General features: G+C 70.5%; 27 protein-coding genes. 12 read left to right on the top strand and 15 right to left on the bottom strand.

Annotated elements, in window-relative coordinates:
* Positions 1 to 48 precede the first annotated feature (48 nt).
* Positions 49 to 702 carry a hypothetical protein gene (locus ACIBO2_RS16780; protein ID WP_358533272.1) on the top strand — a complete coding sequence of 218 codons (654 nt, stop codon included), beginning with the start codon at positions 49 to 51 and terminating at the stop codon, positions 700 to 702.
* Between the two features lie 41 nt (positions 703 to 743).
* Here the strand turns inward: ACIBO2_RS16780 and ACIBO2_RS16775 are convergent, their stop codons facing one another.
* Positions 744 to 1,706, bottom strand: coding sequence for a GlxA family transcriptional regulator (locus tag ACIBO2_RS16775; RefSeq protein WP_358533269.1), 963 nt, complete (start codon positions 1,704 to 1,706; stop codon positions 744 to 746).
* A 98-nt stretch (positions 1,707 to 1,804) separates the two neighbouring features.
* On the opposite strand from ACIBO2_RS16775, the gene ACIBO2_RS16770 reads away from it, so the two are divergent.
* On the top strand, positions 1,805 to 2,191 hold the full coding sequence (locus tag ACIBO2_RS16770; RefSeq protein ID WP_358533266.1) for a hypothetical protein: 387 nt from the start codon (positions 1,805 to 1,807) through the stop codon (positions 2,189 to 2,191).
* Positions 2,192 to 2,232: 41 nt separating this feature from the next.
* Complete coding sequence (locus tag ACIBO2_RS16765; protein WP_358533264.1) at positions 2,233 to 2,664, top strand: nuclear transport factor 2 family protein; 432 nt, start codon at positions 2,233 to 2,235, stop codon at positions 2,662 to 2,664.
* Here the strand turns inward: ACIBO2_RS16765 and ACIBO2_RS16760 are convergent.
* On the bottom strand, positions 2,657 to 3,667 hold the full coding sequence (locus ACIBO2_RS16760; RefSeq protein ID WP_358533261.1) for a LacI family DNA-binding transcriptional regulator: 1,011 nt from the start codon (positions 3,665 to 3,667) through the stop codon (positions 2,657 to 2,659). The genes ACIBO2_RS16765 and ACIBO2_RS16760 overlap by 8 nt on opposite strands.
* Before the next feature lie 174 nt (positions 3,668 to 3,841).
* Between ACIBO2_RS16760 and ACIBO2_RS16755 the strand changes: the two genes are divergently transcribed.
* Together ACIBO2_RS16755 and ACIBO2_RS16750 are read left to right on the top strand one after the other, a co-directional pair.
* A complete protein-coding gene (locus ACIBO2_RS16755) occupies positions 3,842 to 4,351 on the top strand; it encodes a SigE family RNA polymerase sigma factor (RefSeq protein ID WP_358533258.1) in 510 nt (169 codons plus the stop codon).
* The gene (locus ACIBO2_RS16750) at positions 4,348 to 5,535 is read left to right on the top strand and encodes a hypothetical protein (RefSeq protein WP_397297733.1); all 1,188 of its coding nucleotides are present in this window, start codon (positions 4,348 to 4,350) and stop codon (positions 5,533 to 5,535) included. The genes ACIBO2_RS16755 and ACIBO2_RS16750 overlap by 4 nt, the downstream gene beginning before the upstream one ends.
* Positions 5,536 to 5,551: 16 nt before the next feature.
* On the opposite strand, the gene ACIBO2_RS16745 is transcribed toward ACIBO2_RS16750, so the two are convergent.
* The 5 genes from ACIBO2_RS16745 to ACIBO2_RS16725 form a co-directional block, all read right to left on the bottom strand.
* Positions 5,552 to 6,505 carry a substrate-binding domain-containing protein gene (locus tag ACIBO2_RS16745; RefSeq protein WP_358533252.1) on the bottom strand — a complete coding sequence of 318 codons (954 nt, stop codon included), beginning with the start codon at positions 6,503 to 6,505 and terminating at the stop codon, positions 5,552 to 5,554.
* Positions 6,506 to 6,519: 14 nt separating this feature from the next.
* Positions 6,520 to 7,470, bottom strand: coding sequence for an ABC transporter permease (locus ACIBO2_RS16740; RefSeq protein WP_358533249.1), 951 nt, complete (start codon positions 7,468 to 7,470; stop codon positions 6,520 to 6,522).
* Entirely contained in the window at positions 7,460 to 8,956 is a 1,497-nt protein-coding gene (locus ACIBO2_RS16735; protein WP_397297730.1) for a sugar ABC transporter ATP-binding protein, read from the bottom strand. Before ACIBO2_RS16735 ends, ACIBO2_RS16740 begins: the two co-directional genes overlap by 11 nt.
* Before the next feature lie 97 nt (positions 8,957 to 9,053).
* Positions 9,054 to 9,614 (bottom strand): hypothetical protein, encoded by a 561-nt coding sequence (locus tag ACIBO2_RS16730; protein ID WP_397297728.1) that lies wholly within the window; start codon positions 9,612 to 9,614, stop codon positions 9,054 to 9,056.
* A gap of 12 nt (positions 9,615 to 9,626) precedes the next feature.
* The gene (locus ACIBO2_RS16725) at positions 9,627 to 10,559 is read right to left on the bottom strand and encodes an alcohol dehydrogenase catalytic domain-containing protein (protein ID WP_397297726.1); all 933 of its coding nucleotides are present in this window, start codon (positions 10,557 to 10,559) and stop codon (positions 9,627 to 9,629) included.
* 182 nt (positions 10,560 to 10,741) lie between these two features.
* Between ACIBO2_RS16725 and ACIBO2_RS16720 the strand changes: the two genes are divergently transcribed.
* Positions 10,742 to 11,773 (top strand): LacI family DNA-binding transcriptional regulator, encoded by a 1,032-nt coding sequence (locus tag ACIBO2_RS16720; protein WP_357657101.1) that lies wholly within the window; start codon positions 10,742 to 10,744, stop codon positions 11,771 to 11,773.
* Between the two features lie 6 nt (positions 11,774 to 11,779).
* Here ACIBO2_RS16720 and ACIBO2_RS16715 read toward each other — a convergent pair whose 3' ends face one another.
* Entirely contained in the window at positions 11,780 to 13,270 is a 1,491-nt protein-coding gene (locus ACIBO2_RS16715) for an alpha-N-arabinofuranosidase (RefSeq protein ID WP_397297723.1), read from the bottom strand.
* A 117-nt stretch (positions 13,271 to 13,387) separates the two neighbouring features.
* Here ACIBO2_RS16715 and ACIBO2_RS16710 point away from each other — a divergent pair, with 117 nt between their 5' ends.
* The 3 genes from ACIBO2_RS16710 to ACIBO2_RS16700 are packed head-to-tail and all read left to right on the top strand — an operon-like array spanning position 13,388 to position 16,469.
* Positions 13,388 to 14,719 carry an extracellular solute-binding protein gene (locus ACIBO2_RS16710; protein WP_358533232.1) on the top strand — a complete coding sequence of 444 codons (1,332 nt, stop codon included), beginning with the start codon at positions 13,388 to 13,390 and terminating at the stop codon, positions 14,717 to 14,719.
* On the top strand, positions 14,716 to 15,639 hold the full coding sequence (locus ACIBO2_RS16705; RefSeq protein WP_397297721.1) for a carbohydrate ABC transporter permease: 924 nt from the start codon (positions 14,716 to 14,718) through the stop codon (positions 15,637 to 15,639). The genes ACIBO2_RS16710 and ACIBO2_RS16705 overlap by 4 nt, the downstream gene beginning before the upstream one ends.
* Positions 15,636 to 16,469 (top strand): carbohydrate ABC transporter permease, encoded by an 834-nt coding sequence (locus ACIBO2_RS16700; RefSeq protein ID WP_358533226.1) that lies wholly within the window; start codon positions 15,636 to 15,638, stop codon positions 16,467 to 16,469. The genes ACIBO2_RS16705 and ACIBO2_RS16700 overlap by 4 nt, the downstream gene beginning before the upstream one ends.
* A gap of 52 nt (positions 16,470 to 16,521) precedes the next feature.
* Here ACIBO2_RS16700 and ACIBO2_RS16695 read toward each other — a convergent pair whose 3' ends face one another.
* Genes ACIBO2_RS16695 through ACIBO2_RS16685 form a run of 3 tightly spaced genes read right to left on the bottom strand, consistent with a single transcriptional unit; the run spans position 16,522 to position 20,266 of the window.
* Positions 16,522 to 18,822 (bottom strand): xanthine dehydrogenase family protein molybdopterin-binding subunit, encoded by a 2,301-nt coding sequence (locus ACIBO2_RS16695; RefSeq protein WP_397297718.1) that lies wholly within the window; start codon positions 18,820 to 18,822, stop codon positions 16,522 to 16,524.
* Positions 18,819 to 19,805, bottom strand: coding sequence for a xanthine dehydrogenase family protein subunit M (locus tag ACIBO2_RS16690; protein WP_358533220.1), 987 nt, complete (start codon positions 19,803 to 19,805; stop codon positions 18,819 to 18,821). The genes ACIBO2_RS16695 and ACIBO2_RS16690 overlap by 4 nt, the downstream gene beginning before the upstream one ends.
* The gene (locus ACIBO2_RS16685) at positions 19,802 to 20,266 is read right to left on the bottom strand and encodes a 2Fe-2S iron-sulfur cluster-binding protein (RefSeq protein ID WP_358534806.1); all 465 of its coding nucleotides are present in this window, start codon (positions 20,264 to 20,266) and stop codon (positions 19,802 to 19,804) included. The genes ACIBO2_RS16690 and ACIBO2_RS16685 overlap by 4 nt, the downstream gene beginning before the upstream one ends.
* Before the next feature lie 122 nt (positions 20,267 to 20,388).
* Here ACIBO2_RS16685 and ACIBO2_RS16680 point away from each other — a divergent pair, with 122 nt between their 5' ends.
* A complete protein-coding gene (locus ACIBO2_RS16680; protein WP_358533217.1) occupies positions 20,389 to 21,042 on the top strand; it encodes a TetR family transcriptional regulator in 654 nt (217 codons plus the stop codon).
* A 43-nt stretch (positions 21,043 to 21,085) separates the two neighbouring features.
* On the opposite strand, the gene ACIBO2_RS16675 is transcribed toward ACIBO2_RS16680, so the two are convergent.
* Genes ACIBO2_RS16675 through ACIBO2_RS16660 form a run of 4 tightly spaced genes read right to left on the bottom strand, consistent with a single transcriptional unit; the run spans position 21,086 to position 24,673 of the window.
* Positions 21,086 to 22,312 carry an ABC transporter permease gene (locus ACIBO2_RS16675; RefSeq protein WP_358533214.1) on the bottom strand — a complete coding sequence of 409 codons (1,227 nt, stop codon included), beginning with the start codon at positions 22,310 to 22,312 and terminating at the stop codon, positions 21,086 to 21,088.
* Positions 22,312 to 22,992 carry an ABC transporter ATP-binding protein gene (locus ACIBO2_RS16670; protein WP_358533211.1) on the bottom strand — a complete coding sequence of 227 codons (681 nt, stop codon included), beginning with the start codon at positions 22,990 to 22,992 and terminating at the stop codon, positions 22,312 to 22,314. Before ACIBO2_RS16670 ends, ACIBO2_RS16675 begins: the two co-directional genes overlap by 1 nt.
* Positions 22,993 to 23,018: 26 nt before the next feature.
* Positions 23,019 to 24,146, bottom strand: coding sequence for an efflux RND transporter periplasmic adaptor subunit (locus ACIBO2_RS16665; protein ID WP_397297715.1), 1,128 nt, complete (start codon positions 24,144 to 24,146; stop codon positions 23,019 to 23,021).
* The gene (locus tag ACIBO2_RS16660) at positions 24,146 to 24,673 is read right to left on the bottom strand and encodes a hypothetical protein (RefSeq protein WP_358450827.1); all 528 of its coding nucleotides are present in this window, start codon (positions 24,671 to 24,673) and stop codon (positions 24,146 to 24,148) included. The genes ACIBO2_RS16665 and ACIBO2_RS16660 overlap by 1 nt, the downstream gene beginning before the upstream one ends.
* Before the next feature lie 222 nt (positions 24,674 to 24,895).
* Between ACIBO2_RS16660 and tnpA the strand changes: the two genes are divergently transcribed.
* Positions 24,896 to 25,327, top strand: a complete 432-nt coding sequence (tnpA, locus tag ACIBO2_RS16655; RefSeq protein ID WP_358533205.1) for an IS200/IS605 family transposase — start codon at positions 24,896 to 24,898, stop codon at positions 25,325 to 25,327.
* Positions 25,320 to 26,540: an RNA-guided endonuclease InsQ/TnpB family protein gene (locus ACIBO2_RS16650; RefSeq protein WP_397297712.1), complete on the top strand. Its 1,221-nt coding sequence runs from the start codon at positions 25,320 to 25,322 to the stop codon at positions 26,538 to 26,540. Before tnpA ends, ACIBO2_RS16650 begins: the two co-directional genes overlap by 8 nt.
* The last annotated feature ends 14 nt before the right edge of the window (positions 26,541 to 26,554 follow it).

The raw sequence follows: 26,554 nt of genomic DNA, 5'->3' as shown, positions 1-26,554 counted from the left end.
GGATGATGAGCTGAAGGTCGCAAAGCCGCATGTTGCCCAGGAGTGCCCATGTCCACGATTGAGACGCCGGAATCCCAGCAACGCCCCGCCGAGCCGCCGGTCATCGAAGAGCCGGGCCGCCGCAGGTGGGTGACCGCGGGGATCGGCTCGGCCGTCGCGCTGGTCGCCCTGGCCGCGGCCGGGTACGGCATCTTCCAGACCGTCTCGGCCAAGCCCGCCCAGCCGTACGGCGGGACGCCGCCCTGGTCCATCCCGGACGACCCGGCCCCCGGGATGAAGGCCGCCGGTCTCACCGCCGGGCCGATGGGCACCGCCGAGCACTACCACGCCCATCTGAGCCTCTTCGTGGACGGCAAGGAGGTGGCGGTCCCGGCCAACATCGGGATCGAGGGGGAGGACATGACCCCCGTACACACCCATGATGACCGCGGCGTGATCCACGTCGAATCCCGCGCCAAGGGCGAGGTCTACACCCTCGGCCAGATCTTCAAGCAGTGGGGCGTCACCCTCTCGGCGAACCAGATCGGCGCGCTGCGGACCGGCAACGGCAAGGTCCTCACCACCCAGGTCGACGGCAAGCCGTTCACCGGCGACCCGGCGAGCATCGCGATCAAGGCGCACGAGCAGATCTCGCTCGTGTACGGCGTGCCGGACCCGTCCTTCACCCCGCCGACCAGCTTCGCGTTCAAGGCGGACGAGTAGTCAAGCCGGCCGGGTAGTCACGCGAGCCGGACGAGTAGTACTCACGCCGATCGCTGCGTCAGCCGGTAGCGCGACGGCGGGATCCCGTAGCGGTCGACGAACGCCTGCCGCAGCGTCTCGGCCGTGCCGAAGCCGCAGCGGGCCGCCACACCGGCCATCGGCAGGGTGGTCGAGGCCAGCAGGTGGGCGGCCGCCTCCGTACGGGCCTGCCGGACGAACCGGCCGGGTGTCTGGCCCAGGTCCTTGATGAACAGCCGGGTCAGGTGCCGCTCGCTCACCCCGGCGTCGGCCGCCAGTGTGGCGGTGGTCAGGTCGGCGGCCAGGTGGCTGGTGACGTACTCGGTCACCTGCCTGACCAGCTTGTCCGCGCCCGCCGGCGCGCCGGTGAAGATGCTCATCTGCGCCTGGTTGCCGGGCCGTTGCAGGTAGGTCACCAAGGTGCGGGCGACCTTCCTGGCCAGGTCCGCGCCGTGGTCGTCCTCGACGAAGGCCAGCGTGAGGTCGAGAGCGCTGGTGACGCCGGCCGCCGTGATGACGTTGCCGTCGCGGATGAAGATGGGGTCGGGGTCGAAGGTCACCGAGGGGTGCCGGACGGCGAGGTCGTGCGCCCACTCCCAGTGCGTGGTCACGCGCCGGCCGTCCAGCAGGCCCGTCGCGGCCAGGATGCCGGCGCCCGTGCACACCGACGCGACGCGGCGGCTCTCGCGGGCGAGGCGGCGCAGGTGCGCCAGGATCGGCTGGTTCTCCGCCGCTTTCTGGTGGCCGATGCCGCCGACGACGACGACCGTGTCGAGGGGGCCGGTGACGCGTTCGAGGACTTCCTGGGCCTGCAGCGTCAGCCCGGTGCCGCAGGTGATGGGGTTGCCGCCGAGGGTGGCGAGCCGCACCTCATAGAGGGGGCGGCGGGCGTGGTGGTTGGCCGTCACCAGGGAGGTGGTGATGCAGGCGATGTCGAGCAGCTCCGCCGCCGCGTATCCGATGACGATGATCCGCCGTACGGTCATGGCCAGACCCTACGTCGGAAGGACCGGGACCCCAAGTTTCCGGACCTGTCGATTTGCCCGCCTTTTGGCGGGGAGACGCGGGGTGGGACAGTCGGCGCATGACACAGAGATCATGGGGCCGATTCGCCTGGCACTACGTGGAGATGGTCATCGCGATGTTCGTCGGGATGCTCGTGCTCGGCTTCCTGTTCGACGCCGTCGGGTTCGGGCTGTCGTACGACCGGGATCCCGAGCCGGCCTACCTGCTCATGGCGTTCGACATGTCCGTCGGCATGGCCGTCTGGATGCGCTTCCGGGGTCACGGGTGGGCCGGCACGCTGGAGATGTGCGCCGCCATGTTCGTGCCGGTCGTGCCGCTGTTCCCGCTGCTGTGGCTGGGGGTCGTCGACGGGATGGGGCTGATGATGGCCGCGCACGTGGCGATGTTCCCGCTCATGCTGCTGGTGATGCTGCGCCGGCGCGACGAGTACGCCCACGCGCACTGAACCGGCTGGCGTTTGTAGCAAGCGTTTGGTTGGATCACCGTATGGACGACCGCGAGATCGCCGACCGCCTCCAGATCGCCGAGGTGCTGGCCCGCTACGCCTACGCCATCGACTCGGGGGACTGGGACCTGCTCGACGAGGTGTTCACCCCTGACGCGGTGATCGACTACCAGACGGCGGGCGGCATCCGCGGCACGCGGGCCGAGGCCAAGATCTGGCTCGCCGACGTCCTGGCCAACTGGCCCGGACGGCTGCACCTGATCGGCGCCACGAGGATCGCCTTCGAGGCCGGCGAGGCCCGCGTGAGCGCGTCGTTCGCCGACACCCTCGCTCCCTCGCGCGAACTGGTCTCCGCCGACAGCAAGGGGCTGATCCAGGGCGGGGGCTGGTATCACCACCGGATGCTGCGCACCGCCGACGGCTGGCGGAGCCGCGAACTCGTCGAGGAGCAGTCCTGGCGCACCATCAGGTGATAACGGCGCCGGTGCTGCCGCGCGGAGTCAGCCTGGCCGCCTGGTCCTCGAACGGGGGGACGGCCTCGCCCGCGATCAGGGCCAGCAGCCGCTGGGCGGCGTGCGCTCCGTACGCCGGAATGTCCCGGGTCAGCGCGGTGAGCGGTGGGCGGACGACCTGCGAGAGCGGGGAGTCGTCCCAGGCGACGATCGACAGGTCGCGCGGCACGTCGAGCCGCATCTCCTGGGCGACCGACAGGCCCGCCACCGCCATGATGTCGTTGTCGTAGACGATCGCGGTGGGCCGCGCCGCCGAGCTGAGCAGCCGCCTGGTCGCCCTGGCGCCCTCCTCGCCCGTGTAGTCGGTGTGCACGGTCACGTGCTCGGCCGCGCCGGCGCACGACTCCGCGAACGCCCGATCGCGTACGGCCGTGTGGACCAGATCGGACAGTCCGGCGACGCGGGCGATTCGGCGGTGCCCGAGCGCGACGAGATAGGCGATGGTCTCGCGGATCGCCTCGCCGTCGTCGGACCAGACCGCCGGCAGCGGGCCCGATTCGGCGGGATGGCCGATCACCACGACCGGCATGCCCAACTGCTCCATGGCGGGCACCCTGGCGTCGGAGTAACGCAGGTCGACGAGGAAGGCGCCGTCCGTACGGCTCTCGCCCCACCAGCGCCGGTAGACCTCTATCTCCTGCTCATGGTCGGCGACCACCTGGAGCATCAGGGCGTACGAGTGGTCCGCGAGCTCGCCCTCGATGCCGCTGATGAGCTCCATGAAGAACGGCTCGACGCCCAGGAAGCGCGCGGGACGGCACAGCGCGAGCCCCACGGTGTGGGCCCTGGCGCCGTTCAGCGCGCGGGCGGCGCTGTTGGGCCGCCAGCCGATCTCCTCGGCGATGGCGACGATCCTCGCCCGGGTGGCCTCCGACACCCCCGGCTGACCGTTGAGCGCGTAGGAGACCGCCACCTTGGAGACTCCCGCCCGGCTGGCGATGTCGGCGATCGTCGGTCGCTTCACGAGACCCTCCTGTGAACCGGTTATCTGCCCACACCCTAGGCCACCCACTCCATATGGCCGGTGGCCACGGTCAAAGCACTTATCCGGTTCAGTCAGAAATAGTTACCCGGCAGAGGCATAGCGCGGCAGGCTTCCCGGCGTCTGAGGGCTGATATCAACCCTTTGGAGGTGGTCGTGGACGCTGCGGACGAGCAAGGCTTCCGCGAGTTCGTCTCTGCGCGCTCTCCCGCCCTGATGCGGCTCGGCTTCCTGCTCACCGGTGGTGACCAGCACGGCGCCGAGGACTTGGTCCAGACCGCACTGACGAAGCTGGCGGCCAAATGGCAGCGGGTCGAGGCGCCCGAGGCGTACGCCAGGCAGATCATGTACCGCCAGCAGGTGAGCTGGTGGCGCGCGGCCAACCGGCGCAGCGAGGTCGTCCAGGCGGCCCCGCCCGACCTGCCAGGAGCGGACCGCACGCACCAGAGCGAGCTGCGCCTGGTGCTGCGCGGCGCTCTGGCCAAGCTCACCCCGAAGCAGCGCACGGTACTCGTGCTCCGCTATTTCGAGGACCTGCCCGACCACCAGGTCGCCCGCGAGCTGGGGTGCTCGGTCGGCACGGTCAGAAGCACCACGCACCGATCACTTGCCCGGCTGCGGCTGATCGCCCCCGAACTGGCCATGGAACTGGAGGCCGCGACATGAGCCGACTGCTTCGCGACACCCTGGAGGAGTGGGCCTCGGAGGCGCGGGTCCCGCACGACCTGGCGGACCGGGCGCTACGGAGGCGCGCCTGGCTGCCCATCGGCGCGACGGTGCTGGCGGTCGGGCTGGCGGTGGCCGTCGCCGTGTTCGCCTTCGGCCTGCGGGGCGACAACACGACCGTGCGCCCGGCGACCGACGGGGTGAGTGTCCCGGTCAGGCCGACGGTGACCTCGACCGACGTACGCGGCGACGAGGAGAACGCGCCGCCGCGGAAGCTGGTCGCGGCCGGGAACGTGGCCGTGTCCGCGTACTCCGTCACCAAGGTCGAGAAGCTGGAGGGCAACTGGGTGCGGGAGCGGCGTACCTGGTCGCTCTACGACCCGCGCGATGACACCTACGAGCAGACCCCCTGGGCCTGGGTGGACGTGGCGCCGGGACTCCAGCTCGCCGCGGTGGTCGGGGGCGACCTGATCGGCAAGCAGGTGGGCATCCTCGACATGAACACCCGGCAGATCAAGGCCTTTATCGGGCTGGAGCACGCCGTCGGGTCGGTGGTCTGGTCGCCCGACGGGACCAAGGTCCTGGCCACGGCCTACTCCGAGTACCCGGACCGGTGGCAGGTCCTGGGGAAGGATTCCAGGTCGATGCCCGGGTCCACGCGGATCGGCTATTACGTCATCGACGTCGCCACGGGTGAGGCCGACTACCACGAGCTCGGGCCGATGAGCAGGGACGGGTCTCCAGGCAACTCGAACGCGCGCCAGGATCTCGGCTGGAGCCTGGACGGATCGCTGCTCTGGCAGCCCAGCGTCAGCGGGACGGACAAGGTCTTCCTCGACCTCGACGGCAGGCAGCGGGAGGCGCCGGCCGGCGACCAGTACGTCTACTTCACCGGCAGGTCGAAGGTCTCGCCCGACGGCAAGCTGGTCCTCGGCCGCGACGGCCTGCCGACCCGCATCACCGACCGGTCCGGAGCGGTCGTCGGCAGACAGAAGGTGCTCCAGCTGCTCGCCTGGGCCGACAACGACAACGTGGTCGCGCTCGGTTGCGCGGACAAATGTGGGAACGAGTTCGACAACGGTCTGGTGCTGGTCAGCGTCGACGGCTCCCGGGTGACCCGGCTCACCGCTAGCCATGACAGGAACAACGACCGCTGGGAATGGGTCCTCACGCCCAGAAACTAGCCATCTGGACGCCCGGTCAGTCGGTCTTGAACTCGTCGACGTTCTCCGTGGTCGCGACCTTCACCGGCACGGCCACGGTCTTTTCGATCTTCTCGCCCATGGCGGCCTTGACCGCGGCCGCCACCGCCTGCTGGCCGAGCAGTGCGGGCTGCTGGGCGACGCTGGCGTTCATCGTGCCCGCCTTGACCGCCTTCAGGCCGTCGGGGGTGCCGTCGAAGCCGACGACCTTGACCTCCTTGCCCGCCTTGGCACCCAGGGCCTTGATCGCGCCCAGCGCCATCTCGTCGTTCTCGGCGAACACGCCGTCGAGGCCGGGGTTCGACTGGAGCAGGTTCGTCATGACGTCGAGGCCCTTCGTCCGGTCGAAGTCGGCCGGCTGCTGGGCCACGACCTGGATGCTCGGGAACGCCTTGATCCCCTCGGTGAAGCCCTGCCCGCGGTCGCGCGCGGCCGAGGTGCCGGCCACGCCCTGCAGCACGACGACCTGGCCCTTGTGGCCGAGCAGCTCGGCCAGTTCTTGGGCGGCCAGTTTGCCGCCCGTCACGTTGTCGGAGGCCACGGTCTGCGTCACCTCGGCGCCGTTGACGCCGCGGTCGGCCGCGATGACCGGGATGTTGGCGCGCTCCGCCGCCTTGGCCGCGGGCGCCGCCGCGTCGGAGTCGACCGGGTTCAGGATGATCGCCTTCATGGCCTGGCTGGCGAAGTTCTGGACCTGGTTGACCTGCTGGGAGGCGTCGTTCTGGGCGTCGGTGACGGTGAGCTTGGCGCCGACCCTCTGGGCCTCGGCCTGCGCGCCGTCGCGGAGCTGGACGAAGTACGGGTTGTTCAGCGTCGACACGGTCATGCCGATCTTGACGTTGGCTCCGCCCGGTGAGGCGGAGGTGTTCGAGCCTGACGGGCCGGCGGAGCCACAGGCGGTGAGGCCGAGCGCGAGAGCGGCACCAGCTATGACGAGCGCGGGAATCCGCATGATCTATCCCTTTCCTATGACATCCCCCTGCGCCGCAGCGTGTCGACGAGGACCGCGAGCGCGATGACCACGCCGATCACGACCTGCTGCCAGAAGGCCGAGACGGAGAGCAGGTTCAGGCCGTTGCGCAGGACGGCCAGGATGAGCGCGCCGACGAACGTGCCGAGCGCCCGGCCCTTGCCGCCGGACAGGCTGGCGCCGCCGATGACCACGGCCGCGATGGCGTCGAGCTCGTAGCCGGCGGCGGCCTGCGGCTGGGCCGAGGCCAGGCGGCTGGCCAGGACGATCCCGGCGACCGCCGCGAATCCACCGGACAGCGCGTACGTGATGAGCTTCTGCTGGGAGACCTTGATGCCCGACAGCCGGGCGGCCTCCTCGTTGCCGCCGATGGCGTACATCGCGCGGCCCACATAGGTCCGGTTGAGGATCACGGCCGCGAGGGCGCCCATGACCAGCATCACGAGGACGGGGACCGGCAGGTAGCCGCCGATGGTGTCGCCCAGATGGGAGACCGCGTCCGGCATCGGGATGGGGCTGCCCTGGGAGATGACGAGGGCCAGGCCGCGGGCGATGCCGAGCATGGCCAGCGTGGCGATGAACGGCGGCAGCTTGCCGTACGCGATGAGAGCGGCGTTGACCAGGCCGCACGCGACGCCCACCACCAGGGAGACCACGGTGGCCAGCGGCCAGAGCAGGCCGGGGACGGCGGCCGTCCACGCCAGGACGATCGCGGAGAGCGCGGCGACGGAGCCCACCGACAGGTCGATGCCGCCGGTGACGATGACGAACGTCCCGCCGAAGGCGAGGATCGCGGTGACGGCCGCCTGGACGCCCACGTTGAGCAGGTTCGTTACGCTGAGGAAGTCGGCCGACAGCAGCGACAGCGCCACGACCAGCACGACGAGCGCCACGAGCGCGCCGTTCTCGGCCAGCCAGGACCGCCGGAGGAAGACGTTACCGGCCACGGGGCCCCGCCACCTCGGCGACCGCCAGCGCCATCACGCCGTCCTGGGTGGCCTCGGCCGCAGACAGCTCGCCGACCAGCCGCCCGCGCGCCATGACCAGGATCCGGTCGCTCATCCCGAGCACCTCGGGCAGGTCACTGGAGATCATGAGCACCGCGTGCCCCGACGCGGTGAGCTGGTTGATCAGCTGGTAGATCTCCACCTTCGCGCCCACGTCGATGCCGCGGGTCGGCTCGTCGAGGATCAGCACCCCCGCGTCGGCCTCCAGCCACTTGCCGATGACGACCTTCTGCTGGTTGCCGCCGGAGAGCGTGCGTACCTCCTGGGCCAGTCCGGTCATCCGGATGCCGAGCTGTTCCGCGACCTCCGCGGCGGCGCGGCGCTGCCCGCCGCGGTCGACGAATCCGGCGCGGGTGGCCTCGCGCATGGTGACCAGCCCCAGGTTCTCGCCGATGTCCGCGCCCAGGACCAGCCCCTGGCCCTTGCGGTCCTCGGGGACCAGCCCCAGGCCGGCCTCCATGGCCGCGACCACGTCCCCCGGCGCGGGCCGCCGGCCGCGTACGGTGACCTCGCCGGTGTCGTAGCGGTCGGCGCCGAACACCGCCCTGGCGACCTCCGTACGACCGGCGCCCACCAACCCGGCCAGACCGACCACCTCGCCCGCACGGACCTCGAAGGAGACGTCCTCGAAGACGCCCTTGCGGCCGAGCCCGGTGACCTTGAGCAGCGGCTCGCCCGCCTGGCCGCGCTCGCGCGGGAACTGCTGGTCGATCGGACGGCCCACCATGAGGCGGACCAGCTCGTCCTGGGGCGTGTCGGCGGGCACCTCGCCGACCGACCGGCCGTCGCGCAGCACGGTCACGCGGTCGCCGATCGCGGCGATCTCTTCCAGGTGGTGGGTGATGAACACGATCGCCACCCCGTCCTCACGGAGTCGGCGGACGATCGAGAACAGCTTCTCGACCTCGCCGGTGGTGAGCACCGCCGTCGGCTCGTCCATGATCAGAACGCGGGCGTCGAGGGCGAGTGCCTTGGCGATCTCCACCATCTGCATGCGGGCGATGCCCAGCCGGGCGACCGGCGTACGCGGATCGACGTCCACGCCCACCCGCGCCAGCAGCTCCACGGCCCGCTCGTGCATCTTCTTGGTGTCGACGAAGCCGAACCTGCGCGGCGGCCGGCCCAGCGACAGGTTCTCGGCCACGCTGAGCTCAGGGACCAGGTTGAACTCCTGGTAGATGGTGGCGATGCCGAGCCGTTGCGCGTCGCCGGCCGTACGGATGTGCACGACTCGCCCGTCGAGCAGCACGCGGCCCTCGTCCGGGTGGTAGGCGCCGGAGAGCATCTTGATGAGCGTGCTCTTGCCCGCGCCGTTCTCGCCCAGCAGGACGTGCACTTCACCGGCGCGTACGGTCAGGTCGACGCCGTCGAGCGCCAGCACGCCCGGGAAGCGTTTACGCAGGCCCTCGGCCCTGAGAAGCTCCACTCCACGATGGTGTCCGCCACCGCGCCGACCATTCCGCGAACGCGCAGGTAAAAGGCAGGTTTTTACGAGGAAAGTACCCGTCTGGCACGTTGGCCGCTCATGCCAGCCTTGGCACGAGCCGGCGCGCGTTCGCCGAGTAGACCTGTTCGAGTACGTCCGGTGGGAGATCGAGGCCGGAGATGGTCCAGCGGCCCATCAGCGGCGGGTCGTCGAGCATCACCAGCTCGCCGCGGTGATCGCGGACCCGAAGGCCGACGTCCTTCCAGACCTTCAGCCCCGCCGCGCCCTCGGCCGCCGAGCGGCGTAACTGCGCGGCCAGCCGCTCGCCGAACCCCGGCTCGGCCGTCTGCGCCCAGTCGACGTGACAGAAGGTGGCGAACCTGCCGGGGTGGGCCGCGTCGTAGCGCTCGATGTTCGCGGCCAGCTCGGTGCCCCAGCGGCCGTCGAGGTTGACCATGCCGCGCAGGTTGACCTCGTCCATCAGGCCGATCAGGGCCGGTACGTCCTTGACCGTCCAGTCCCCGTCCTCGCTCAGCCACCGGCCCAGGTGGACGTGGGCGTCCACGGCGGGCACACCGGCCCGGTCGACCTCGTGGACCGCGACCCGGAGCTGGGAGACCGGCCGGTAGCGGGACAACGGCGGGTCGGCTGGGCACATGGTTGCCACCTCTCAGGGGATCAGGAGGGCCTTGACCGGGGTGGTGTGGCCGTTCATCAGCGTGGTGAAGATGTCGGCGCCCTGGTCGAGGGGGTAGGTGTCGGTCCAGCTGAGGTCCCATCCGCCGACCAGGTCGATGGCGGCGCTGAAGTCGGCGTCGCCGTAGGCGAAGGAGCCGAGGACGCGTTTCTCGGTGCGTACGAGGTCGGTGGCGTCGAAGCCGGGGTCGGCGGCGGCCAGGCCGAGCCATACCGTCACGCCGCCGGGGCGCAGGTGGGTGAGGGACTGCTCATGCGTGGCGGCGGCGCCGACGGCGTCGAAGATGACGTCGTACTCGCCGGTCAGCTCGGCGCCGGTGGTGGCGCCGAGCCGGGCGGCGATGGCCAGGCGTTCGGGCGAGCGGTCGGCGACATGGACGGACGCGGCCTTGCCGGCGAGGGCGGTGTGCAGGCAGGTGAGCCCGATGGCGCCGGCGCCGATGACGCCGACGCGCGCTCCGGCGGGGTGGCCGGCCAGGCGCCAGGCGTGCACCGCGTTGGCGGCGGGCTCGATCAGCGCGGCGGCGGTGCGGCCGACGCCGTCGGGCAGGGGGATGACGGCGGTGGCGGGGACGGCGACGCGTTCGGCGAAGCCGCCGGGCCGGTGGATGCCGAGGATCTGCCGGTTCCGGCAGATGTTGGGCTGCCCCTGGGCGCACAGGTCGCATGTGCCGCAGGCCAGGATGGGGTTGACGATGACGGCCTGTCCGTCGTCGGTGTGGCCGGTGAACTCGTGTCCCATGATCAGGGGCGGCACCCGGAAGCCTGGTGTCCTGACGCCGTGCAACTCGCTGCCGCAGATGCCGGACGCGGCCACGTGGACGAGCACCTCGCCGGCGCCGACCACGGGCTCGGGCACCTCGCGCAGCTCCACGACGCTCGGACCGGTGAACACCAGGGCCTTCACGTGCACCCCTCTCTTTTCCGTATTTCGTCTATTCCGTATTGCGGAATGCCATTCCGAATCAGCGCTAGCAGACCATTGCCGGGAAGGAGGTGTCAAGTGCCCGTCCGCGTGTCCACACTGCGGTCAGCGATCCACACCTGTGCGACCTGCCTGTTAGCGTTATCGCGGAGGTGGTGATCCGCATGGCTGGGGGATCGGACGGCAAACCGCGCACCAGGCCCGCCGTGCTCGGCGATGTGGCCGCGCTGGCCGGCGTCTCGGCGATGACGGTCTCGCGGGTGCTCAACGCGCCCGACCGGGTCCGCGCCGAGACCAGGGAGCGCGTGCTGGCCGCCGTGCGCGAGCTGGACTACTGGCCCAACTCGGCTGCTCGCCAGCTGGTCACGGGCCGCTCGGGCGTGCTCGGCGTGGTCAGCATCGACACCACCCTGTACGGCCCGGCCTCCACTCTCTACTGCATCGAGCAGGCGGCCCGGCTGAGCGGCTACACCGTGAGCATCGCCAGCCTGAGCCTGCTCAACCGCAAGTCGATCGAGGAGGGCGTGCACCGCCTCCGGTCCCAGTCCGTCGACGGCGTGGTCATCGTCGCGCCCCACGAGTCGGCGGTCGACGGCCTGCGCTACCTGCCGCCCGATCTGCCGGTGGTCGCCGTCGACGCGGGCAAGGAGGTCCCGGTGCCGGTGGTCATGGTCGACCAGCGGGCGGGCGCCGCGCGGGCGACGCGCCACCTGCTGAGCCTCGGACACGAGACGGTCTGGCACCTGAGCGGGCCGGTCGACTGGATCGACGCCAGCGGCCGGATCGAGGGCTGGCGAGGAGCGCTGGAAGCCGAGGGCCGGCCGGTGCCCGAGCTGTTACGCGGCGACTGGAGCTCCCGCTCGGGCTACCAGCACGGTAGACGACTGGCCGCCGACCCGTCGGTCACGGCCGTCTTCGCGGGCAACGACCAGATGGCGCTGGGCGTCCTGCGGGCGATGCGCGAGGCCGGGCGCCGGGTGCCGGAGGAGGTGAGCGTGGTCGGCTTCGACGACATCCCCGAAGCGGCCTACTTCTGGCCCCCGCTGACCACAGTCCGGCAGGACTTCGGTGAGGTCGGTCGCAACGCCTTCCACCTGCTGCTCGACCAGATGGCCGGCACGAAGCGGGAGACTCAGCGGCTGGTGGAGCCCGAGCTCGTGGTCAGGGAGAGCACGGGCGCCAGCCGTACCAGGTGATAGTGATCAGCCGAGGCGGATCACATTCCAGGAGACAGGAGGCAGCAGCACGCGCAGGGGATCGTGCTGGACGTCCGGGTTCGTCCGAGGGGCGACCGTGTCCGGCGCCTCGGCCGTGTTGCGCGCGTAGACGTCGGGGCCCGACAGCGTGGTGGCCTCGACGACGCGGACGTCGCCCAGTGACCGCGCGTCGATCTCCAGGGAGAGCGGCTCGTCGGTCGAGCGGTTGACGGCGAAGATCACGGTCCCGTCGGCGGAGTGCGTGGCGACGGAGTGCAGCAGCGGCACCTCCCCGTACTCCTTGGTGTCGTGGCTCGGGGAGGTCGCCTCGACGCGGAGCACGTCGCCGGCGGCCAGGCGGGAGGCCTGCGCGAAGGGGTGGAAGGTGGTCTGTTTCCACGCCGAACCGCCGGGCGAGGTCATGATCGGCGCGATCACGTTGACCAGCTGGGCCAGCGAGGCGGAGGTCACCCGGTCGCTGTTGCGCAGCAGGGTGATCAGCAGGCCACCGAAGGCCACCGCGTCCGCCAGGTGGTAGTGGTCCTCCAGCAGCGGCGGCGCGACCGGCCAGTCACGCGGCGGCTCGGCGGCCTGGAAGCGGGACAGGTACCAGACGTTCCACTCGTCGAACGACAGGTTGATCTTCTTGCGTGACTTCAGCCGGGCGCCGACGTGGTCGGCGGTGGACACGACCGACTGGATGAAGTACTCCATGCCGGTCGAGCAGGCCAGGAAGCTCGCCAGATCGCCGTCCTTCTCCTCGTAGTAGGCGTGGCAGGAGACGTAGTCGACCACGTCATAGGTCTCCTCCAGCACCGTGGCCTCCCACGCGCCGAAGGTCGGCATCGACGAGGACGAGCTGCCGCAGGCGACCAGCTCCAGGTCGCCGTTCATCGTGCGCATGGCGCGGGCGGTCTCGGCGGCCAGCCGGCCGTACTCGCGGGCGGTCTTGTGGCCGGTCTGCCACGTGCCGTCCATCTCGTTGCCCAGGCACCACATCCGGATGCCGTGCGGCTCCTTGGCGCCGTTGGCGATCCGCAGGTCCGACAGTGTGGTGCCGGACGGGTGGTTGCAGTATTCGAGCAGGTCAAGGGCCTCGGCGATGCCGCGCGTGCCGAGGTTGAGCGCCATCATCGGCTCCACCCCGGCCTTGCGGCACCAGCGGACGAACTCATCCACCCCGACCTCGTTGGTCTCGGTGCTGTGCCAGGCCAGGTCCAGCCGCCGGGGCCGCTCGGCGACCGGCCCGATGCCGTCCTCCCAGCGGTAGCCGGAGACGAAGTTGCCGCCCGGATAGCGGACCGTGGACACGCCCAGCTCGCGGGTCAGGTCGAGCACGTCCCGGCGGAAGCCGTCCTCGTCGGCCGTCGGGTGGCCCGGCTCGTAGATGCCGGTGTAGACGCACCGGCCCAGGTGCTCGACGAACGTGCCGAAGGTGCGGCGGCGTACGGGGGCCACGCGGAAGGCGGGGTCGATCGTGAGATGTGCTTCGTGCACTGTGCGGACTCCTCGAAAGTGATGCCTAGATTGTTAGCGCTCTCATAGGTCCGGTCAAGGCTCTTGACAGCTCACGTGTTACCGCAAACACTCGGGTAACCCGAAAAGAGGCCGCTCATGGAAGGTCCCTCGTCCGTCTCCCGCCGCCACCTCCTCGGTGGCGGCCTCGCTCTTCTCGGTGCCGGCGCGGCCGGCTGTGCGATCCCCGTCGGCCTGGGCTCGGCCCAGCGGCGGGTCCGCTACTGGCACTTCCTCGGCGCGAGCGACGGCATCATCATGAACCGGATGGTCGGCGCGTTCGCCAAGGCCAATCCCGACGTCTTCGTCGAGGAGAACGTGCTCGCCTGGGGCGAGCCGTACTACACGAAGGTCGCGATGGCCGGAGCGGGCGGGCGCTCGCCCGACCTGGCCACGTTCCACCTGGCCCGCCTGTCCGGGATCGGCGCCGGCCGGATACTCGACCCGATCAACGTCGACCTGCTCGCCAAAAACGGCCTGCGGGCCGCCGACTTCAGCCCGCCCATCTGGGAACGCGCCCACGTCAACGGCGAGCTGTACGCCGTGCCGTTCGACGCCCACCCCATGGTCCAGTACTACAACACCGACCTCTCCCGCCGCGCCGGCCTGCTCGGGGACGACGGCAAGCTGAAGCCGACCACCGGTACCGATGAGCTGCTGGCCATGCTGCGCAAGGCCAAGGACGCGCTCGGCGGCAAGCCGCCGCTGGTCTTCGACGCGCTCGGCCTCGGCACGGTGGGCCCGTGGCGGGTGTGGGAGACCCTGTACGCGCAGAGCGGCGGCACGCTGGTGTCGGACGACGGCACCCGGATCACCCTCGACGACGCCAAGGCGCTGACCGCGCTGCGGTTCATGCGCCAGCTCGGCCAGGAGGGGCTCTGCAACCCCAAGACCGACTACGGCGCGTCCGTGGCCGCCTTCACCAACGGCCTGGCGGCCTTCCTGTGGAACGGCGACTGGGAGACCACCGGGCTCAAGGAACGCAAGACGCCGTTCAGCATGGCCCGCTTCCCCAGTGTCTTCGGCAGCGGCGCGGCCCAGGCCGACTGCCACTCGTTCGTGCTGCCGCACCAGCGCAACCGGGACCCGGAGACCGAGGCGGCGACCTACCGGTTCATCGCCTACCTGGTCAAGCACAGTGCCGACTGGGCGGTGGCCGGGCACGTGCCCGCCTACCTGCCCGCGCTTGAGGAGCCCGCCTACCTGGCGCTGCAGCCGCAGTCGGAGTACCGCTCAGTGATCACCGAGGTCGCCCTGGACCCGAAGGTGTGGTTCGCCGGGTCCGCGTCGCGGTTGTGGATCGAGTTCGGCGGCGCGTTCTCGCCGGTCATCAGCGGGGCGCGGACGCCCGAGCAGGGCCTGGAGACGGCCAAGCAGGCGCTGCGCCGGCTCATGTCAGCCCCGAACCCCTTCCCCGCCAAGGAGGGATGATGACGTCCACCGTCGCCGCCCCCGCCACGACCGCTCCCGTCGCCCACGTTCAAGTACGGCGCCGCTGGACCCAGCACGGACTGCTGTTCGTCGCGCCCTTCCTGGTGATCTATGCCGCCTTCCTGGTGTGGCCGACCGTGCTCGGCCTCCGGATGAGCCTGTCGAGTGTCAACATCGCGGGCGGCAACAACGAATTCGTCGGGTTCGCCAACTACGCCGAGGCGTTCGCCGACCCCAGAATGTGGCACTCGCTGTGGAACACCGTGGTGTTCACCGTGCTGAGCACGATCCCGCTGGTGCTGCTCGGCCTGGGATTCGCCCTGCTGGTGCACAACCTGCGCTTCCTGCAGTGGCTGTGGCGGCTGTCGTTCTTCGGGCCGTTCCTGCTGCCGTCGGCCGTGGTCGCGGTGCTCTGGCTGCAGATGATCTATCCGCCCGAGTACGGCCTGCTCAACGGCACCCTGGGCACTGACGTCCTCTGGCTGGGCGACCCGAGCGTGGCGATGTGGTCGATGGTGCTGACCACCGTCTGGTGGACGGTCGGCTTCAACTTCCTGCTCTACCTCGCCGCTCTGCAGTCGATCCCCCAGCACCTGTACGACGCCGCCGCGATCGACGGCGCGACGGCCTGGACCAAGCTGCGCTCGATCACGCTGCCCCTGCTCGGCCGGACGACCGGGCTCATCGTGATCCTGCAGCTCCTCGCGTCGCTGAAGGTCTTCGACCAGATCTACCTGATGACGAACGGCGGCCCCGAGGAGGCCACCCGGCCGATCATCGAGTACGCCTACGAGGTCGGCTTCTCCGGCTACCGCATCGGCTACGCGTCGGCCATCACCTACATCCTCTTCGTCCTGATCGTCATCGTGTCGCTGGGCCAGCTCCGGCTGCTCCGCAAGCGCGAGGAGGCCCTGTCATGACCAAGCGGTTCAGCCCCTCCCAGATCATCCTGCTGGTGATCGCGGCGGCGCTCGCCATCGTCTGGCTCGCGCCCCTCGCCTGGGCCGTCGCCACCTCGCTGAAGCCCGAGAGCGAGACCACCAAGCTGCCGCTCCAGTGGTTCGGCAGCGAGCTCACCCTGGACGCCTACCGGCTGGTGCTGGCGACCGGCGGCATCGTCAAGTGGGCGATCAACTCGACGGTCACCGCGGTCGTCGTCACCTTCATGACCGTGCTGTTCTCGGCGATGGCCGCGTACGGGTTCGCGCGTACGCAGTTCCGCGGCCAGCGGGCGCTCCTGGCGGTCATCCTGGCCGGGATCATGGTGCCGCCGCAGGTGCTCATGGCGCCGCTGTTCGCCGAGATGGTCTCGCTCGGGCTGGTCGACACCTGGTGGTCGATCATCCTGCCGCAGGTGGCGGCGCCGCTGATCGTGTACATCCTCTACAAGTTCTTCCAGGATGTGCCGCTTGAGCTGGAGCAGGCGGCCTTCGTGGACGGGGCCGGGCGCTGGCGGGTGTTCTTCACCATCGTCCTGCCGCTGTCGCGGCCGGTGCTCGCGGCCGTGTCGATCTTCACGTTCATCACGACGTGGAACAACTTCCTCTGGCCGTTCCTGGTCTCGACGGACCCCAACACAATGACCCTCCCGGTCGGGCTGGCCAACGTGGTGCAGGGTACGTTCGGGCTTCGGTACGCGCAGATCATGGCCAGTGTGGTGCTCGCCGGGCTGCCGCTGCTGGTGGTCTTCGTCCTCTTCCAGCGCCAGATCATCAGAGGAGTCGCCCACACCGGCCTGGCCGGTCAGTGACCGACCTTCCCTCCGGGGCAGCTTCTTCCGCTCCCCGGAGGGACCTCAGCGGTCAGAGCAGCTTGTCGAGCGTGATGGGCAGGTCGCGGACGCGCTTGCCGGTGGCGTGATGCACGGCGCTGGCGATGGCCCCGGCGACGCCCGTGATGCTCACCTCGCCGATCCCGATCAGGCCCAGGGGCATGGTCGGGTCCGGCTCGTCCAGGTAGTGGATGTCGATCGGCGGGATGTCGGCGTGCACCGGGATGTGGTAGTCGCCCAGACCCGGGTTCATGACGCGCCCGTTGCGCGGGTCGACGAGCGTCTCCTCCGACAGCGCCATGCCGATCCCCATCACGATGCCGCCCCGGAGCTGGCTGGCCGCCGTCTTCGCGTTGATCACCCGGCCCACGTCGAACACGCCGAGCCAGCGTGACAGCCGTACCTCGCCGGTGTCCGGATCGACGCGTACCTCGCAGAACTGGGCGCCGGACGCGGCCTTGACCCAGCGCCGCTGGTCGTTGACGAACTTGGCCATGAACCTGATCTGCCCGGCCAGAGCGCCGAGGCCCGATTCGGAGCCGATCGCCGCCTCGACGGACGGCCGGCCCGCCCTGGACAGGATGGCCTCGTAGCTCTCGCCGGCGTCCGGCCGGTCGCGCCGGTAGAGCCCGCCGTCCCTGGCCTCGACCGCGGCGAGCCGCTGCCCGCGCAACGGCGAGTCGCCGGAGCGCCGGGCCAGCGCCAGCACCGACCCCCTCAGCTTCTCGCAGGCCGACAGCAGGCTGGCCGCGATGCTCGCGGTCTGCGCGGAGCCGCCCGCCATGGGCCCGGTCGGCAGGTCGGAGTCGCCGTACTCCACCCGGACCGCCTCGAACGGCACGCCCAGCTCGTCGGCGGCGATCTGCGCCTGCGCGGTCGCGCCGCCCATGCCCATCTCCTGGAAGCCGCAGCGCACCACGACCGTGCCGTCGGCCGAGAGCCGCACGGTGACGTTGGCCGTGAACTGCACCGACGAGTGGTAGGCCGTGGCCACCCCCATACCGACGAGCCACCTGCCGTCGCGCATCGAGCCGGGCTCCGGCGTGCGCTCGGCCCAGCCGAACCGCTCGGCGCCCAGCGCGTACGCCTCGCGCAGCTTCCGGTGCGCGAAGCGCTTGCCGTCGAGCGGGTTGCGCTCCGGCTCGTTGCGCATCCGCAGCTCGATCGGGTCGACGCCGAGCTCGCCGGCCAGCTCGTCGATCGCCGCCTCCAGCGCGAACGTGCCGATGGACACGCCGGGCGCGCGCATGAACGTGTTGGGGAGCAGGTCCATCTCGACGAGCTTCTGCTGGACGAGGATATTCTCGGCGTCGTAGAGGTGCCGGGCCGCCTCGGTCACCGACTCGGAGTTGCCGCCCACCTTCCCGGTCCTGGTGACGCTGGTGTGGATCAGCGCGGTCAGTCTGCCGTCCTGGCCGGCGCCGAGCGCGACGCGCTGGGTCGAGGGCGTGCGCCCGCCGACCGTACGGTAGACGCCCTCCCTGGTCAGCATCATCCGCACCGCTCTGCCGGTCGCCCGGGCGGCCAGCGCGGTCAGGATCGTGCCCGGCCAGATCGAGCCCTTGCCGCCGAAGCCGCCGCCGACGTACGGGGAGGTCATGCGTACGTTCCGCTCGGGGATGCCGAATCTGACCGCGAGGTGTTTGCGCATCCAGGAGATGGCCTGACTGCCCTCGTGCACGGTCAGCCGGTCGCCGTCCCAGACGGCGGTGGTCGCGTGCGGCTCGATCGCGTTGTGGTTGTGGGGCGGGGTGGTGAAGCGCAGGTCCACCGAGACCGGCGCCACCGCCAGAGCCGCCTCCGCGTCACCCTTCTTGGCGCTGCCCGGCCCCAGAATGCTGCTCGGCTGCGGCTTGGCGTTCGCCTCCTCCGCGGCGAAGTCCAGCACGGCCGGGAACTCCTGGTAGGTCACCTCGACCAGGCTCGCGCCGTACCGCGCCGCCTCCAGGCTCTCCGCGACGACGACCGCCACCGGCTGTCCGTCCCAGTGCACCTCGTCGGTGTTGAGGTAGTTGACCGACGTCGCGGAGACCATCGTGCTCAGGTCGAGCATGCTCCGCGCGGGCGCCGGCTTCAGCACGGGCGCGTTCAGATGGGTGAGCACCGACAGGACGCCCGTCACCGCCTCGGCCGCCTTGACGTCGATGCCGGTGATCCGGCCGCGGGCGACAGTCGCGTGCACCAGGGCGGCGTAGGCGAGGTCCGGGTACGGGAACTCGGCCGCGAACCGGGCCGTGCCCGTCGTCTTCTCCGGGCCGTCGACCCGGTCGATGCCCCGGCCCACGGCCTTCTCGCGCGGCGGGCTCTGCGTCTCGGTAGTGGTGGTGGTCATGCCAGGCCCCTGTCGCTGAGCTGCCGCAATGTCGCCACGATTGTCCGTTGTGCTAGTTCGATCTTGAAGGCGTTGTCCGGCCGGCCGACCGCCGGCTCCAGCTCCGCCTCGGCCGACCGGCGGAACGACTCCTCGGTGGCCGGGGCGCCGAGCAGGGCCGCCTCGGCCTGGTGGGCCCGCCACGGCTTGGCCGCCACGCCGCCGAGCGCCAGCCGTACCTCCGACACGACCCCGTCCGTGACCTCCAGCGCCGCGGCGACCGACACCAGCGCGAACGCGTACGAGGCCCGGTCGCGCACCTTGCGATAGCAGGAGGGCGCCGTCAGCGCCGGCACCTCGACCGCGGTGATCAGCTCGTCGGGCTCCAGCGCCGTCTCCAGGTGCGGCGTGCCGCCGGGCAGCCGGTGGAAGTCGGCCAGCGGCACGCGACGCAGGCCGCGTACGCTCTCCACCTCCACGGTGGCGTCGAGCGCGGCGAGCGCGACGCACATGTCCGAGGGGTGCGTGGCGATGCAGTCGTCGCTCGTGCCGAGGATCGCGTGGTTGCGGTTGAAGCCGCCGATCGCGTCGCAGCCGCTGCCGGGCACGCGCTTGTTGCAGGCCGACGCTCCGTCGTAGAAGTAGGGGCATCGGGTGCGCTGCAGCAGGTTGCCGCCCACCGTGGCCATGTTGCGCAGCTGCGCCGACGCGCCCGCGAGCAGCGCCTGCGACAGCAGCGGATAGCGGGTCCTGATCAGCCGGTGGGCGGCCAGGTGGCTGTTGCGCACCAGCGCCCCGATGCGCACGCCGCCGCCGGGCAGCTCCTCGATCTCGGTCAGCGGCAGCCGGGTGATGTCGACCACCGTGTCGGGCCGCTCGATGTCCTCGCGCATCAGGTCGACGAGGTTCGTCCCGCCGCCGAGGAACTTCGCGTTGGGCTCCGTCGAGATCGCGCGGACGGCCGTGGCCACGTCGGGCGCGCTGACGTACGCGAACGGCTTCATCGCGCGACCTCCTTGATGGCGTCGACGATCCCGTTGTACGCGCCGCAGCGGCACAGGTTGCCGCTCATGCGCTCCCTGATCTCGGCCTCCGACAGCCCGGTGGCGCCGGGCTCGGTGACCGCGCTGGGCATCCCCGCCCCGTGCTCGGCCAGCATGCCGATCGCCGAGCAGATCTGGCCGGAGGTGCAGTAACCGCACTGGAAGCCGTCGTGCTCGATGAACGCCCGCTGGATCGGGTGCGTGATCCCCTCGATGGTGGTGATGTCGCGGTCCTCGTACTGCACCGCGAGGGCCAGGCAGGAGTTGATCCGCTCGCCGTCGACCAGCACCGTGCAGGCACCGCAGGCGCCCTGGTCGCAGCCCTTCTTCGTGCCGGTCAGGTCGAGGCGCTCACGTAGCGCGTCGAGCAGGCTGACCCATGGTTCGAGTTCGAGCGAACGGGTTACGCCGTTCACCCGCATACGCAGCGTGACCACATTGCCCTCCGAATGATGCGCGTCAGTTGAGGGCGACGTTAACAGGACGGTGTAATCTTAACAAGAGGACGATGTTTCCTTATCTTGCTCGTATGCTTGGCTCAACCATGACGAGGTCGGCGTTTCTCCGGGCCAGACGCCCGGAGCACAAGCAGCAGCGGCGCGAGGAGATCCTCGCCGCCGCTCGTCGGCTTGCCACCGAATCAGGGGTTCGCAACGTCAGCTTGGGCGGGGTCGCGGCGGCGGTCGGACTGGCGAAGTCCAACGTGGTGCGATATTTCGGGACCCGGGAGGAGATCTACCTCGAACTCACCGTCGAGGAGTGGATCGGCTGGTCGGACGAGGTCGCCGCCCGGCTCGCCACGGCCGCCGGTCCGGACGACGTGATCGCCGCGCTGATCGACACGCTGGCCGAGCGGACGCTCTTCTGCGACCTGCTGGGCCACGTGTCGATCACGCTGGAGCACAACATCTCGGTCCCGGCGGCCCGTGCCTTCAAGCGCGCCGTGCACAGTGCGATCGACGACCTGGGAGCGCGCGTCGCCCTGGCCTACCCCGGCCTGACCACCGGTGAGGGGGTCGAGCTGGCAGGGGCGGCCGCAGCGCTGGCGGGCACGCTCTTCCCGATGTCGAACCCGCCGCCCGCCCTGCGGGAGCTCTACGCCCAGGACCCCGACATCGCGGCTCGCTGCCTGCCATTCCAGCCCACGATGAGGCGCATGCTCGCCGCCCTCGCCGCCGGACTGCCTACACAGCGCTGACCCGCGCCGTGCTGATCGCACGGGCGGGTCAGGGTGTGGCGGGTCAGGGTGTGGCGAGTGCCTCGGTCGGGGAGAGGCGGGAGGCGCGGATCGCCGGGTACAGTCCGGCGACGGCGCCGATAGCCAGGGTGGCCGCGAGCCCGCCGGCCGTCGCCCACGCGGGGATCACCGCGGGCCATCCCTGGTACAGCGCGTACCCCATGGTGACGCCGGTGCCGAGGAGCACCCCGCCCGCACCGCCGAGCGCCGAGAGCAGCAGCGACTCGGCAAGGAACTGCGTACGGATCTGCCCGCGCGTCGCGCCGAGCGAGCGGCGCAGGCCGATCTCCGAGCGTCGTTCGAGCACCGAGATGACCATGGTGTTGGCCACCCCGACCCCGCCGACCAGCAGCGCGACCGCGCCGACGCCCAGCAGCAGCCCGGTGAACGCCTGGCTGGTCGCCTGCTTGGCGGCCAGCGCGTCGGACGGCCGCGAGACGTCGACCTCGTTGGGCGCCTCCGGATTGGCCGTGCCCGCCAGCACCGAGCGTACGTTCTCCAGCTTCGACTCCTCCGCGCGGGTGTAGAGGGTCGTCGGGTACCCGTCGAAGTCCAGCTCCGCCTCCGCGACGGGCCAGCCGACCAGCACCGCGGTGTCCAGCTCGTCGGCGAGCGGCACCGGGTCGAGTACGCCGACGACCGTGAACCGCTTGCCGCCCACGACCACCTGGGTTTCCGGCCCCGCCGCGCCCACGCCGAGCCGCTGGGCCGCGCTCGCCCCGAGCACCGCGGCCGGGTAGCGCTGGGTGGCCGCGTTGAGCCAGGTGCCGCTGCGCAGGGTCGCGCCCACCGTGGCCGGCAGGTCGAGCCGGGCGGCGTAGGTGTTGATGCCGCTGGTCTGCGCCTTGGGCACCTCCTCCGACCGGTAGACCTTGGCCGCGCTGACCTTCCCGGCCGCCGAGACGGCCTGGACCGGCCCGATCCGCTCGATCATCGCCTCCGCCTCGACCGGCATCTTGGCCGGCTCACCCATCAGCGTCTGCCCGGAGGAGACGGTGAGCAGGTTGGTGCCGAGAGCCGAGAGCGTACGGTCCAGCTCGGCTCCCGACGAGGACGAGATGCCGACCACGCCGATCATGGCCGCGATGCCGATGGCGATGCCGAGCGCGGACAGAAAGGCCCGCAGCGGGCGGGTCCGCAGGCCGACGGCGCCGACCCGCAGCACATCGCCCGCCCGCATCCTGGCCGGGGTGAGCTTCGGCAGTCCCGCGTGCTCGACGACGGCCGCCATCAGGCCACTCTCTCTTCGGCCGCGGAGTCGGCGACGATCTGGCCGTCGCGCATCCGTACCTGCCGGGGCAGGCTCGCGGCGATCTCCCGGTCGTGCGTGATGATCACGATGGTGGTGCCGGCCGCGTTCAGGTCGTGCAGCAGGTCCATCACCCCGGTGCCCGAGACGGAGTCCAGGGCGCCGGTCGGCTCGTCGGCCAGGAGGAGCGGGGGATCACCCGCCACGGCCCTGGCGATGGCCACGCGCTGCCGCTCACCGCCGGACAGCTCGTGCGGCTCGTGGTCGAGGCGGTGCCCGAGCCCGACCCGCTCCAGCGCGGTCGCGGCCCGCCGCCGTCGCTCGGCGCGCCCGATGCCGGTGTAGACGAGGCCGTCGGCCACGTTGTCGATCGCCGGGACCTTTGCGGCGAGGTGGAAGTGCTGGAAGACGAAGCCGATGCGGGTGGCCCGCAGCGCGGAGAGCCGGCCGTCCGACAGTTTCGCCACGTCGTAGCCGTCGATGCGGACGGTTCCCGAGGACGGGCGGTCGAGCGTGCCGACGACGTTGAGCATCGTCGACTTGCCCGAGCCGGACGGGCCGACGATCGCGACGAGCTCGCCGCGCTCGATCTCCAGGGACACCTTGTCCAGCGCGGTGACCCCGCCGGGATAGGAGCGGGTGACATCAGTTAGGGAGATCATCGAATAAGAGGTCGGCGAAGGAGAGATCATCGGGGCATCCCGACGCTCATGCCCTCGGTGAGGCCATCGCCGGAGATCTCGACCCGGCCGCCGGAGAACAGACCCGTCTTCACACCGACATATCGGGACTTGCCGCCTTCGACGACCTCCACGCCGTACCCGCCTTCCTGGAGCGCCACGAGCGCGGCGATCGGCACGGTCAGCACGTTCTTGCGCTTCGACGCCGTGAACGTCACGTCCACCGCGGCCTGGTCGAGCCCCTTGGCGGCCCGCTGCTTACCGAGGGAGACGAGCGCCTCCACCCGCGTCTCGGGCTCCGCGCCCTGCCCCTCGCCCGGTTCGATGATGGTGGCGACCTCGGTGACCTTGCCGGACACGGTCTTGCCGTCGGGCAGCTTGACCGACACCTTGGCGCCCTTCTTCGCCACCCGCCCGTCCTTCGTCTCCAGCTTGACGGTGATCACCTTGTCGGTGCCGGTGTAGGAGAGCACCTTCTGGCCCGGCGCGGTGGGCTGGCCGGCCTCGGCCTCCAGGCTGTCCACACGTATCTTGCCGGCGGCGAAGACGACCCGGCCGAGCTCGACGACGCCGGTCTCGTCGAGGTTGCGGTCCTCCTGCCACTCTCTGACCGCGTCGGCCGTGGAGTCGGTGTACTCGTCGTCCACGGTGAAGCCGTCGTAGCCGAGGGCCTTGAGGTTGCGTTCGAGCTGCTCGACGTCCTTGCCTTCAGTGCCGATCCGCAGGTCGCGGTAGGCGGGCGTGGTGCCGTACATCAGCACCACCGGCTTGGCGTCGAGCCGGTACAGGGACTTGCCCCTGCCGACCGTGTCACCGCTGTCCGGCAGCCAGGTGACCGTGCCCGGCTTCCTGCTCACCACCGTGGTGGTCGGCCCGTAGCCAAGGTCCCCGTCGGCCTCCCGCGTGTCGAGCAGTGTCTGCCTGGTCACCGTGGTGGTGGCGGGCGGCAGGGCGCTGGCCGTCTTGCCCGCCGCCCGGTCGCCGCCCAGGAGGCCCATACCGTTCACGGCCGCGCCGGCCGTACCGATGACGGCGAGCGCGAGAAGCAGACCCGCGACCCGCCTGCCGCGACCGCGGCGGCGGCGCGGGCGATCCCCGCCCGCTGCCGCCTTGTCGTCGAGGGTGGCCGTGGACATCAGGAGCCGCCCTGGCCCATCTGGGGCAGGAACTCCTTCGAGCACTTCTCCTGCGCGGCCTTGAAGTCCGGGTCGTCGCCGGCCTCACCGGTCATGCGCAGCGCGCCGCCGTCAGGGTCGGGGAAGGCCTCGACGCCGTTGTCCCGCATGCACTGGGAGAACTTGCGCATCTGCTCGGCCATCTTGGGGTCCACCTTCCCGCCCGGTCCACCGCCGTTCGGCGCGTACTGCTTGCAGGCCTCCTGCGCCTTCTGCGCCGTTTCCGGGGAGATGCTCTTGTCCATCTTGAGCATGACCCCCTTGCCGGGCTCGGGGTCGTCCATGGGGACGCCGTTCTCGCGCATGCACTGGGCGAACTTGAGCCCCATCCCCGCCCGGTCCACACTGGCCGAGGCGCTGGGGGCGGCGGCCGGTTTGCCGCTGCTCACCGATGCCACGTCGGAGCCCGCCGGGTCGTTCGCGCCGCAGCCCGCCAGGGCCAGCGTCAGCGCGAGCGGGATCGCGGCCAGAATGCCTCGTCGTCTCATGGTCTCCTCTTTCTCTGATCGGCTGTACGAGACGAGAGCCAACAGCGCACGCTGTTTCCCCGGCGTTTCCATCAGGTCGAAGGCAGGGGACCGCTCGCTTCAGAGAGCGGGGGAATGCCGAGCGGGAAGGCGTTCTGGCGCCTGAACGTGCCTTGTGTCGCAGGCTGGTGCCGGTTCTGGTGAACGCTGATGTTATAAGAGCGCGTTGGTTATACTGATCGTGTGTCTCGTCAGGTGCGTACTTCCCCCGGTGCGGCCTATGACTTGGGCTACCAGGTGGTGTGGTGTCCCAAGTATCGGCGGCCTGTCCTGGGCGGCCGGGTCAAGGCCCGTCTGGAGGAACTGCTGCGTGCCAAGGCCGCTGAGCACGGCTGGGAGATCATCGCCTTGGAGGTGATGCCCGACCACGTGCAGCTGTTCGTCAAGGCGCATCCGAAGAACTCCCCGTCGTACGTGGCCAACCAGTTCAAGGGCTACACCTCCCATCATCTGCGGGCCGAGTTCCCGCATCTGCGCTCCCAGTTGCCGACCTTGTGGTCGCGTTCCTACTTTGTGGCGAGTGTGGGAGCGGTCAGCGCAGCCACGGTCCAGCGGTACATCGAGACCCAGTACGAGCGCGTCCCCAAGGCCAAGAGCGGGGGCGAGGGTGCGTAGGTCGTTCAAGTTCCTGCTGCGGCCGACCCGGCACCAGGAGATCGCTCTGACGGCGATGCTGGACGATCACCGGGCGTTGTACAACGCCGCGCTGGAGGAACGCCGGGAAGCGTGGCGGCGGTCAAGGGTCTCGATCCGGTACAGCGATCAGTCCGCCCAGTTGAAGGAGATCCGTGATGCTGACCCCGAGGGTCAGGGCCGTTGGTCGTTCACCAGCCAGCAACAGACCCTCCGGCGGCTGAACAAGGCGTTCGAGGCGTTCTTCCGCCGGGTCAAGACCGGCCAGACGCCTGGCTATCCCCGGTTCAAGGGCAGGGGCTGGTTCGACACCGTCACCCTGGTCGAGGGCGACGGCGCGAGATGGGACTCCCAGCCTCACCACCCGTCCGCGACCTACCTGCGCGTGCAGGGCGTCGGGCACCTGCGGGTGCACCAGCACCGGCCGATCGCCGGGCGGGTTAAGCAGATCGAGATCAAACGGGAAGGCTCCCACTGGTATGTGATCTGCTCCTGCGACGGCGTGCCTGCCGTGCCGTTGCCTGCGACCGGCCGCGAGGTTGGGGTGGACATGGGCGTCGCGCACTTCGCGACCGTGAGCGAGCCACTCGACGGCGTTACCGACGAGTGCGGGCATATCGCCAACCCCCGCTACCTCAAGACCGTGGAGAAGGAACTGGCCGCCGCGCAACGGGCCTACGCCGGCACCAGATGCGGCAGCACCCGCAGGAAGAGGGCTGCCAAGAAGATCGGGCAGATCCACCGCAAGGTGGCCCGCAGGCGCACCGACCACGCGCACAAGACCGCGCTTGGCCTGGTCCGCGCGGCCGACGTGATCGCGGTCGAGGACCTGCACATCGCGAACATGACCAAGAGCCCCGCGGAGAAACCTGACCTGGAGCAGGCGCGCGGATTCCTGCCCAACGGGTCAGCGGCGAAGGCTGGACTGAACAACAGCATCCTGGACACGGGTTGGGGGGTGTTCCTCTCGATCTTGACCAACAAGGCTGAAAGCGCCGGTCGGGACGTGATCGCGGTGAATCCCCGCAACACCTCCCGCACCTGCCCCGAATGCGGGCACGTGTCAGAGGAGAATCGCACCACCCAGGCTGGCTTCATCTGCGTCACCTGCGGGCACGCCGCCAACGCGGACGTGGTCGGGGCGAGCAACATCAAGAGGGCCGGGCTGGTCCTCCGCGACGCCCGCGCGGCGTAGCGAGAAGCCACCCC

Origin of the sequence: Nonomuraea sp. NPDC050022 (assembly GCF_044460705.1) — a bacterium.
In the GTDB taxonomy this organism is placed as follows: Bacteria; Actinomycetota; Actinomycetes; order Streptosporangiales; family Streptosporangiaceae; genus Nonomuraea.
This window is presented reverse-complemented; position numbering and strand designations above follow the sequence as displayed.

Bases quoted from the DNA above. Each gene is read 5' to 3' on its own strand.
- ACIBO2_RS16780 (WP_358533272.1), top strand. From the start codon at position 49: ATGTCCACGATTGAGACGCCGGAATCCCAGCAACGCCCCGCCGAGCCG.
- ACIBO2_RS16775 (WP_358533269.1), bottom strand. From the start codon at position 1,706: ATGACCGTACGGCGGATCATCGTCATCGGATACGCGGCGGCGGAGCTG.
- ACIBO2_RS16770 (WP_358533266.1), top strand. From the start codon at position 1,805: ATGACACAGAGATCATGGGGCCGATTCGCCTGGCACTACGTGGAGATG.
- ACIBO2_RS16765 (WP_358533264.1), top strand. From the start codon at position 2,233: ATGGACGACCGCGAGATCGCCGACCGCCTCCAGATCGCCGAGGTGCTG.
- ACIBO2_RS16750 (WP_397297733.1), top strand. From the start codon at position 4,348: ATGAGCCGACTGCTTCGCGACACCCTGGAGGAGTGGGCCTCGGAGGCG.
- ACIBO2_RS16745 (WP_358533252.1), bottom strand. From the start codon at position 6,505: ATGCGGATTCCCGCGCTCGTCATAGCTGGTGCCGCTCTCGCGCTCGGC.
- ACIBO2_RS16730 (WP_397297728.1), bottom strand. From the start codon at position 9,614: ATGTGCCCAGCCGACCCGCCGTTGTCCCGCTACCGGCCGGTCTCCCAG.
- ACIBO2_RS16720 (WP_357657101.1), top strand. From the start codon at position 10,742: ATGGCTGGGGGATCGGACGGCAAACCGCGCACCAGGCCCGCCGTGCTC.
- ACIBO2_RS16710 (WP_358533232.1), top strand. From the start codon at position 13,388: ATGGAAGGTCCCTCGTCCGTCTCCCGCCGCCACCTCCTCGGTGGCGGC.
- ACIBO2_RS16705 (WP_397297721.1), top strand. From the start codon at position 14,716: ATGATGACGTCCACCGTCGCCGCCCCCGCCACGACCGCTCCCGTCGCC.
- ACIBO2_RS16700 (WP_358533226.1), top strand. From the start codon at position 15,636: ATGACCAAGCGGTTCAGCCCCTCCCAGATCATCCTGCTGGTGATCGCG.
- ACIBO2_RS16695 (WP_397297718.1), bottom strand. From the start codon at position 18,822: ATGACCACCACCACTACCGAGACGCAGAGCCCGCCGCGCGAGAAGGCC.
- ACIBO2_RS16690 (WP_358533220.1), bottom strand. From the start codon at position 19,805: ATGAAGCCGTTCGCGTACGTCAGCGCGCCCGACGTGGCCACGGCCGTC.
- ACIBO2_RS16685 (WP_358534806.1), bottom strand. From the start codon at position 20,266: ATGCGGGTGAACGGCGTAACCCGTTCGCTCGAACTCGAACCATGGGTC.
- ACIBO2_RS16680 (WP_358533217.1), top strand. From the start codon at position 20,389: ATGACGAGGTCGGCGTTTCTCCGGGCCAGACGCCCGGAGCACAAGCAG.
- ACIBO2_RS16675 (WP_358533214.1), bottom strand. From the start codon at position 22,312: ATGGCGGCCGTCGTCGAGCACGCGGGACTGCCGAAGCTCACCCCGGCC.
- ACIBO2_RS16670 (WP_358533211.1), bottom strand. From the start codon at position 22,992: ATGATCTCCCTAACTGATGTCACCCGCTCCTATCCCGGCGGGGTCACC.
- ACIBO2_RS16665 (WP_397297715.1), bottom strand. From the start codon at position 24,146: ATGTCCACGGCCACCCTCGACGACAAGGCGGCAGCGGGCGGGGATCGC.
- ACIBO2_RS16660 (WP_358450827.1), bottom strand. From the start codon at position 24,673: ATGAGACGACGAGGCATTCTGGCCGCGATCCCGCTCGCGCTGACGCTG.